Genomic DNA, 8,688 nt, shown 5'->3' with positions numbered 1-8,688 from the left:
TCGGTCATACTTATCACCGCAGCTCTTGTGTGAAATTGTCTGTGTCGCAACAGCAATCATCAGACAAGGGCTGCTTGCATGATCAACCGGGGTCTGTCCACCGGCCGCGGAGGTTAAATTTCAAGCTAAGAGCGTGTCTCACGTGGATTTAGTTTTGGTTCTGTGAGCATGTTGTGGTGGACGAACTTTCGCGGCGGTTGGTGCCAGATGAGTTGTGGGCGTTTGCCGCACCGTTGATTCCGCAAATTCGAGGCGCGACCGCAGGGCGGGGGGTACCGCGCCGGTGGATGATCGGGCGGTGTTCACCGCGATCGTGTTCGTCCTGACCAGCGGTTGCGCCTGGCGGTATCTACCGCCGTCGTTCGGGGTCACCGTGCCCACCGCGCACCGCCGGTTCACGGCCTGGACCGAGGCCGGATTGTGGCGGCGACTGCATCGGGCGGTCCTCGACGAACTCGGCAGCCAAGGCATGATCGACTGGTCACGCGCGGTCTGCGACGGAGCATCCGTCAGGGCAAAAGAAAGGTAAGGACCTGTGACCGGCCCGAATCCCGTCGACCGAGGCAAGACCGGCTCGAAGATCCACGTCCTGTCCGACCGGGCAGGACTGCCGCTGTCGGTGGCCGTGTCCGCCGCGAACACCAACGACGCCACAGCTCTCAAACCACTGGTCAAAGCCATTCCCGCCATCAAATCCCGACGCGGACCGCGGCGACGCAAACCCGGCAAACTGCACGCCGACAAAGCCTGCCACCAGCAAGACCTGCGCGACTGGGTCCGCGACCGCGGCATCACCGTGCGGATCGCCCGCAAAGGCATCGAATCCAGCAAGAAACTCGGCAAACACCCCTGGGTCATCGAACGGTCCATGTGCGATTCCCCTCATATCGTGGAGGCCGGACCATAGAGGAAAGGTCAGATGGCGGAAAAGAGACGCAAGTTCGATCCGGAGTTCCGTGAGGGAGCGGTGCGGATCGTGCGGGAGACCGGGCGCCCGATCGCCCAGGTCGCCCGGGAACTGGGCATCAATGAGGGCACGCTGACGAACTGGGTGGCCCGTGACCGGCAGGCCCGTGACGGCGCCGCGGATGAGCGGTTGAGCGAGTCCGAACGGCTGGAGCTGGCGCGGCTGCGCCGTGAGAATGCCGAGCTGGCAATGGAGCGCGATGTGCTCAAGCGATCGGTGGTCCTGTGGGTGAAGGAGGCGACCAAATGACCGTGGCGCGGTTCATCGCCTCCCAGAGGACCGAGCACGGCGTCCCGCACACCGTGGCCTGCCGCGCCCTGGATGTGTCGGAGTCCTGGTTCTACAAGTGGAACGACCGGCCACCGACGCCGCGGCAGCAGCGCCGCGAGCAGCTCATCGGCGCGATCGAGCAGATCTTCCGCGACTCCGGTAACACGTACGGCAGCCCGCGCGTCGGTGAAGAGTTGAGAGAGGCCGGCTGGCGGGTGTCGGACAACACCATCGCGGCGATCATGACCGAAAATGGTTGGGCGGCAAGGAAACTACCGAAGCGGCGCAGCCTGACCCGTCAGGGGAAACGGCCGGTGGCGCGTGATCTGGTGCGGCGTCAGTTCACTGCGGTCGCCCCGGACGTGTTGTGGGTCGGCGACGTGACCGAAATACCCACAGCCGAGGGGAAGCTGTTTCTGGCGACGGTGGAAGACCGGTTCTCAGGCCGTCTGCTCGGCTACGCCACCGGCGCCCACCACGACGCCGAATTGACCTGCGCGGCACTACGAATGGCAGCAGTGACCCGTGGCGGATTCGACGCGGTCGACGGGGTGATATTCCATTCCGACCGCGGCAGCGAATACACCGCCGCCGCGCTCGGCCGGTTGTGCCGGGTCTTCGGGGTGGTGCAGTCGATGGGCCGGGTCGGATCGGCCCTGGACAACAGCCCCGCCGAAGCGTTCAACTCCACGTTGAAGGTCGAGTTCGTGCACCGGCACCGCTTCCGCACACGCGCCGAAGCCGCGTTGCGGATCGTCACCTGGATCACCGGCTTCTACAACCCGACCCGACGGCACAGCCTGTGCGGCGGAATGTCGCCGATCAACTACGAGACACACAGGGCCGCCGCCCGAGCGGCCTCGGCAGCGGCCCTGTCACAAGACAAGGCCGCATAGAGGACCCTCCACACCTTGAGGGGATTGACAGCCCGTGTGCGAGCCAGCAATGTGCCCAAGGTTGTTCGTGGCCTATGCCTACCTGGCCGCTACACCACCGTTTTGCCTATGTCATCGGCAAGTTGCACGACCCGACCGCGCGAACGACCATTGAAGGCCACGGCGAGCCCATCGGCAGAGGCCTCGTGAAGCTCTGGTGACCAGGGCGACGAGCACGTCGATGATGGTAGGCCGTCGGCATCGGCAGTTCTGAGTATTCCAGCCCCCACCGTGACCAAATCACCCGTGGATTGGCCTTGTTTGGGCACTCCAGGACGGGGATATCGTAGGGATTTCCCCCATACCAGTGTGGCGAGTGACGTGAAAACGTTGCAGCCAACCGTACATCACGCCACATGCCTGGTGCGACCAATGCAATGGCGATGCACGGCAGTACTCATCGCATCGGACGTCATTGCGTGAGCGACTCCAATCACCCGTTACCCGATCGGGCAGGAACTAGGTCGAGGATGGGTGGTCTGTCGTTGATGCTGAGGCATGTGCTCACCGGCGCGTGGTCGACGCATGAGCGGCTCTTACGTTCCCGGAGGTTTCTTTTGATAAAACGCATCGCCCACCCCGTGGTCACGGCGTTGGCACTGGCGGGGGTCCGTATCTGCGCGCGGAAACACACGCCGCCGACTCCTCCTTCAACCCCGCTCGGCGCGGATCTCGCAGCGGTTATTCCACTCCGCCGCGGGCAGCGTTGGCGGTTTCCTGGTGCCCAGTACCTATGTTGGATCGCTGACGGTCGAAGGCTCCGGATTCCGCTCTCAGACAACAACGGTGACCCTGCTGGCAGCCTCCTCGGAAATGTTATGCCCTATCGATCCCGTGACGGCGTCCGACGCAGTCCTTACCGATGATTCCGGGACTGCGCGTACCGGGCATCCAGTGCCGCCGCTGAAGGCAGACGATCCTTGACAGTAAACTGGCCATTTTCCGCGAATCGGATCCTGGTTCGATCGAACAAGCACCCGGTCGAGTTCCGGATCCGAGTCCCGGCGTCGAAAACCATGTCGACAGCAACCGGTATTTCTGGTTGGGCATCATCGTCGGCGCCGAGCCGGCACCGAATTCCACGAGCCGCCTCCCACAGGGCGAGACGCCTTCTCGCGTTCGTCCTGGATCGGATTCCCTCCCGTCCGCGACACCCACTCCGTGAATGTACGTCTTCAGGTGGTGCGCCAGGTGGTATTGCTGGTGCAGGACTTTGGGGTCAGTTGCGCGGGATCATCCCGACCGATCTCACGGTTTCATGTCGAATCACTGCCCCTTCTATTGCGCTCTCGCTCAGCAGGCCGTCGAGTGCGACATGAATTTGGTCCGACTCAACAGCATTGACGGCACTCAGCACCGTTTCGTCAAGTTGTCCCCCGAGATGAGAAATTATGAAATCCGAGTCGAAGTGATGAACAGGCGGATGTGGCGCCTCAGGGAAAGCCAGCCCGTGGTCATAGGAAATCAAATTGCCATCCAGGTCAGGGCCGTAATTTTCTGGGCCACCATCGATATGGCCAATAGTATGGTGAAGAACAGCCGCCTGATGTTGTTGCACAGTCTCATATTGGCTCCATTTCTTAGCTCTTCCGAAATAGATGTACGACTGCAATGATCCCGGTCCATGTGGCCCATTGGCGATAATGGTCGGCGGTACGCGACCGAACCCATACAGTTGGTCTATGCGGAATGCCGCAGCTTCTCTCTTTGCCAGTTCCCCTGGTACATGGGGGATCCAGTCGACACCGTCGAAATTCTCTCCGGAAGCCGGCTTGTAGATGTACAGGTCATTGTTGCTGTTGTCGCGTACTACGAAAGTATGATTGACGCCCCGCCCGAGGGTCTTCGTCAATTCATCATCCACAGCCAAGTCCAGCGCCCGTATCTGCCCCCACGGTGATTGCAGTGTGCTGTTATCGAGGCGATTCCTACCCATGTCAGAAAAGGCGACTCCAGCGTCATAGTCCATATCGATCTTCCGTTGGACACCACCTCCCAATGTGCTAATTAATTCACGTAACCGACCATCACTAATGCGGGCTGCATAAGGGATAGAATCGCCTAATCCTGATTTGATACGTTGCAAAAGCTCACGTAGTTTGTCATCAAAGGGTTTCATTGTTCCGTTTGTACGCACCTATCAGTCAAGGAGCTTGGGCTCGCCTTTCGCCGAGCGTTAGCTTCGCCGCTACATCACCCCGGATCGAGGTGGACCCGCTGCATCGAATCGGCCAAGCTCGCTGCTCTGTCAGGGCGCACGACCCAGCCCATCCTGCGGATGTTCCCCAGCTGGCCGAACGCCGCCGCCCGAACGGCAAGAAGCCGATCCATTCTCAAACGTGCTCGTCGTCTAGTGTTCCGCGCCTGAAAGATGTTGTAGATATAGGGCGAGTGAGTCGAGGATCTCTTCGGCAGTCTTGCGCCAGACGAACGGTCGTGGGCCGGCGTTCCACTGCTCGATCCAGTCGCGGACGTCTTTCTCCAGCGCGGCAACGGTTTTATGGACGCCGTGCTGGGTGAGCTAGGTCGGCCGGCCGTGCCCAGGTCAGCACCGCTCCCGTGGAGGTAGTCCGTCGACCGTGGCCGGACGGTTCCGGTAGGTCTCGTCTATGAAGTCGATGAATCGCTGGACGTCCCGGATGTTGGAGGCGAGGCCGAGAGAGACGCGGACGGCGCCCCCTGTGGGCAGGCCCAGTGCTTTGAGGTAGTCGTCGATGGTGATCTGCTTTCCGAATAGGCGGAGTAGGGCTGGGCGTCCGATCTCGAACGCCGCTTCGCCCGCGCCGGGATTGCAGAAGCATCCGGTGCGAAGCGATAAACCCGCCGCGGCGGACTCTCGAGCGATCAGGCGTTCGTCGACGACGCATCCAAAGGGATCCAGGACATTGAAAGCGACCGTCGCGCCCCGCCCGCCGGTGTGATGTGGGCCGTAGATCTCGGCGAGTGGCGCGCCGTTGTCGTGTCGCAGCGTGGGCAGTCGGTCGAGCAGCCATCCGGTCAGGCAGCGGGTGCGAAGGTTGATCAGGTCGATGCCGATCCCGCGTAACCAGTTGATTCCGTAGTCGATATCTGGGATGGACAGGAAGTTCTGGGTGCCGTCTTCGAAAGCCGCCGCCCCGTCGGCCGGCGAGTACCAATCCCCTTGGACACTGACGGCGTGGATGGTGCCCCCAGAGAACCAGGGTCTACGCAGCCTGGCCAATGCCTCGCGGCGTGTGATAAGGCAACCAGCGCCGGTTGGGTATCCGAACAGCTTGTACCAGCTCACGGGTACGAAGTCGGCTTTCACGGCGCTGAGGTCGAGTGCATTGGTGGGCACGAAGGCGGCGGCATCCAGTAGGACGTCGTAGCCGTAGTCATGTGCGAGATCTACCCATTCCAGTGGATGCTGCACGCCGGTGAAGTTGCTCTGTGCAGGATAGGCAAACAAGCCCCGGCGCACATGCCTTTTCGCGCTTGTGCGCACTCCGATTCGCATGCGCGGTTGAAGCGCCGAGCGGACATCTTGTTCGCTGATTCGTAACTCGGCGCCGGTGATCGGAATGTACCGGGTTGGCGCGTGTCTCGCCCGCGCGAATTCGCGTATTCCATTCAGTGAATTGTGGTTATCTGAGGTGAGTACGTATCGTTTCGCCGGTCCGAATGCGTAAGCTTCCCCGACCAGCCTGCATGCGGCGGTCGCATTGGCCGTGAAGATTGCCGTGTATTCCGCTGGTGGCGCATTGAAGTACGCGAGTACCGAACGGCGCGCGCATTCCACAAGTTCGGTTGACGCTTGTGAGGCAGGGTTTTCCGAATGTGGGTTTCCGAAGCATGCTTCGGATAGCCTTGCGGTGTGTGCCCGATATTGGGCGAGCGCGGCGAGACCGGTGCCCGCGTAGTCGAGGTAGACGTGTTCGTTGCTGTCCAGATAACAGTATTCGGTGGCACGGAGTTCATCCAGCCGAGCGGTGATCGCGTATTCGGGATATGCGGCAAGAAACTCCTCGGACGTACCGGGCATGTGTGCGGCACTCACCTTCGTGACCCGTTGCGGCACATCGTGGTTGGACCGTGTCATGGTTCAGCTCCTGGTCGGTTGGGTCTCGGTCGCCAGCACAACCAGAGTTGCGACCAGGCATAGCGTGAAAAACCGAGGAGAGCCGCCCAGTCGAATCGATGGGAGTTCGAAGCGCTCGGACAGTCCATGGGGGTGAGCCAGCTCAGCCAGCGCCCGACCGCTGCCATAACCGGCACCGGAAGGACCGCCGAACGCCGATCCGACGCCGCTCGCCACACCAGAAGCGACGCTTTCCATTGGAGACCGAACAAGCTCATGCAGTTTTACCTATTCGACGCGGAACCAGTAGCTGTGGCACGTGGCGATTTCGCAAGCTTGACCGCTGTTGGCGCAACGTGAGAATCCCATCTGGGCACACAAGCCGGTATGGGGGAAACCCCTACCATCCACGCGGCAGCCGTCGCCGACCCGCTTTCCCCCGGGGCTTCCCGTGGCACATATTGATCCGAAACTATTGGGTTTCCTCCAGGCTCGTGTAGCGGATGTGCGGCGCGCGGAAGTAGCCGCGGACGGTGTCGGGCTGGCGTTGGCGGCGGTGCAGGAACCGGCGGGTTTCGCGGGCGAGGTCGTCGGTGGAGCGAGCGCGGGTGGCGTGGACGTGCCGTTTGACGTCGGCGTTGAGGATCTCGTCTGGGTTGAGTTCGGGGCTGTAGCCGGGCATCAGGTGCAGCTCGACGCGGTGGGCGTTTTCGGCCAGCCACGCAGTCACGGCTTTGCTGCGGTGCACCGGGTGCCGGTCGGCGATCACGTGGACCTTGCGTCCGGCTTGGCGGGCCAGCCGATCCAGGAACGTGATGAACACCTTCGCGGTGAACCGGCCGGTGAACACAGAAAACCACAGTGCGCCACGAAAAGCGATGGCAGACATGACATTCACACGCAGGCGCTTGCCGTTGACCCGCACCAGCGGAGTGCTGCCCTTCGGTGCCCAGGACCGGCCCGGTGGGGCGGTGTCGCTGCGTAGCCCGCACTGATCGGCCCATGCCACCACGGCGTTCTCGCCGCGGGCGCGTGCGACGATGGCGGGATACTCGACCTCCAGCCACTGGGCCACCTTCTCCGGTTTCTGTCGGTAGGACCGCCGCGCCGGGCGTTGCGGAGTGAACCCGTGGCGGCGCAGCCATTTGCCCACGCCCTGCTCGGTCATGACGACGCCGACGACCATGCGGATCAGCTCGGCGACCAGGGCGCGGGTCCACAGCGGGCCGCCGATCAACAGCTCCTCAGGGGTGTAGTCGGCCATCGCGGTGAACAGCACCGCGCGGTCTTCGGCACTGATCGCCTCGCCCCGCCCGGTACGCGACTTGACCGGAGCGGCCAGCGATTCCCGACCACCAGCCTGGTACTTACGCCACCAGGTCCCCACCGACCGCTGCGAGACTCCGAACATCTCGGCGGCCTCGCGGTAACCGCTTACCCGCCCCGACTCCAGCGCGGCCACCACCCGCAGCCGCACCACCTCCTGCGCGGCAGGCGACAACCGCCGCAGGTCCACATCACTCACACACCCTCAACGTCCAAGGCAACCAAGACGTTTCGGTTCAATAACTCACCGCTGCTGCGACGGCGCTAGGTTGCGTCTGGGCCACCACCGTGGGGGCCGCACCGCACTCAGTCTTTTTCGAGACCTCGACGGTCAGTTGATGTCAGAGGTCAGTGCAGCACGATCCGCCGGAGCGCTGGGAGCAACCCCTTCGCTAGTCTCGACTGGGTCCTTCTGGGCGTAGTGCCTCGAGAACGTCGCCGCGGATGTGGGTGAGGGCCGCTTGCAGCTTCGTCGCCGCGGAGACGCCCGGCGTCACCACCGCAGAGGAACGCAGACTTCGGTCGCGGGAGCTCCTCAACGGACTCCAGGACGAACGTTCAGGTCGAACTGATCTCCACGTGACCAGCTCTGCGCGCCAGGACCTCACGCAACGGCACCACATCGACGCCAGCCGCTTCGAGTTCTCGCCGCACCGCTCTGGCTGTGACAGCCTGGTCTGGCCCCGGTGTGACGGTCTGAGTTGGCCCCCCTTGCGACGCGCCGGGCGGGTTGTGACGGTTTGATTTGGCCCCGGAGGCAGTAATAAGGCCCAATGCGTTTCCCCTCGTACCGTGGAGGCCTGACCATAGAGGAAAGGCTGGATGGCGGAGAAGAGACGCAAGTTCGATCGGGGGTTCCGTGGGGGCGCGGTGCGGATCGTGCGTGTGACCGGGCGGCCGGTCGCGCAGGTTGCCCGTGAGCTGGGGGGTCAACGAGGGCACGCTGACGACCTGGGTGGCCCGCGACCGGCAGCAGCGCGACGGAGCAGCCGGTGACCAGCTCAGCGAGTCCGAACGCGAGGAGCTGTTGCGGTTGCGGCGTGAGAACGCCGAGCTGGCGATGGAGCGTGATGTGCTCAAGCGATCAGTGGTCCTGTGGGTGAAGGAGGCGACCAAGTGGGCGTGGCCGGGTTCATCGCCTCCCAGAGGGC

The 8,688-nt window shown here is 62.9% G+C and carries 5 protein-coding genes and 2 pseudogenes; 4 read left to right on the top strand and 3 right to left on the bottom strand.

Annotation, left to right across the window (positions count from 1 at the left end):
- Positions 1 to 173: 173 nt before the first annotated feature.
- From IU459_RS35815 to IU459_RS35805, 3 genes and pseudogenes are all read left to right on the top strand, one after another.
- A pseudogene (locus IU459_RS35815) lies at positions 174 to 874 on the top strand (IS5 family transposase); the annotation flags it as partial.
- A 45-nt stretch (positions 875 to 919) separates the two neighbouring features.
- Positions 920 to 1,216, top strand: coding sequence for a transposase (locus IU459_RS35810; protein ID WP_195134033.1), 297 nt, complete (start codon positions 920 to 922; stop codon positions 1,214 to 1,216).
- Entirely contained in the window at positions 1,213 to 2,133 is a 921-nt protein-coding gene (locus IU459_RS35805; protein WP_195134032.1) for an IS3 family transposase, read from the top strand. Before IU459_RS35810 ends, IU459_RS35805 begins: the two co-directional genes overlap by 4 nt.
- Before the next feature lie 1,258 nt (positions 2,134 to 3,391).
- Here the strand turns inward: IU459_RS35805 and IU459_RS35800 are convergent.
- The 3 genes from IU459_RS35800 to IU459_RS35790 form a co-directional block, all read right to left on the bottom strand.
- Entirely contained in the window at positions 3,392 to 4,291 is a 900-nt protein-coding gene (locus IU459_RS35800) for a hypothetical protein (protein ID WP_195134031.1), read from the bottom strand.
- Positions 4,292 to 4,717: 426 nt separating this feature from the next.
- Positions 4,718 to 6,175 (bottom strand): aminotransferase class V-fold PLP-dependent enzyme, encoded by a 1,458-nt coding sequence (locus tag IU459_RS35795; RefSeq protein WP_195134030.1) that lies wholly within the window; start codon positions 6,173 to 6,175, stop codon positions 4,718 to 4,720.
- Positions 6,176 to 6,683: 508 nt separating this feature from the next.
- Positions 6,684 to 7,736: an IS630 family transposase gene (locus IU459_RS35790; protein WP_195134029.1), complete on the bottom strand. Its 1,053-nt coding sequence runs from the start codon at positions 7,734 to 7,736 to the stop codon at positions 6,684 to 6,686.
- A 717-nt stretch (positions 7,737 to 8,453) separates the two neighbouring features.
- Between IU459_RS35790 and IU459_RS35785 the strand changes: the two are divergent.
- Positions 8,454 to 8,688, top strand: a pseudogene (locus IU459_RS35785) (hypothetical protein); the annotation flags it as partial.

This window comes from Nocardia amamiensis (genome assembly GCF_015477605.1).
GTDB classification, from domain to species: domain Bacteria; phylum Actinomycetota; class Actinomycetes; order Mycobacteriales; family Mycobacteriaceae; genus Nocardia; species Nocardia amamiensis_A.
Note: the sequence above shows the minus strand (reverse complement) of the source record. Positions and strands in the feature narration are given on the sequence as shown.

What these genes read in the sequence shown, in the direction of transcription:
- IU459_RS35800 (WP_195134031.1), bottom strand. Translation starts at nt 4,291, where the DNA reads ATGAAACCCTTTGATGACAAACTACGTGAGCTTTTGCAACGTATCAAA.
- IU459_RS35805 (WP_195134032.1), top strand. Translation starts at nt 1,213, where the DNA reads ATGACCGTGGCGCGGTTCATCGCCTCCCAGAGGACCGAGCACGGCGTC.
- IU459_RS35795 (WP_195134030.1), bottom strand. Translation starts at nt 6,175, where the DNA reads ATGCCCGGTACGTCCGAGGAGTTTCTTGCCGCATATCCCGAATACGCG.
- IU459_RS35810 (WP_195134033.1), top strand. Translation starts at nt 920, where the DNA reads ATGGCGGAAAAGAGACGCAAGTTCGATCCGGAGTTCCGTGAGGGAGCG.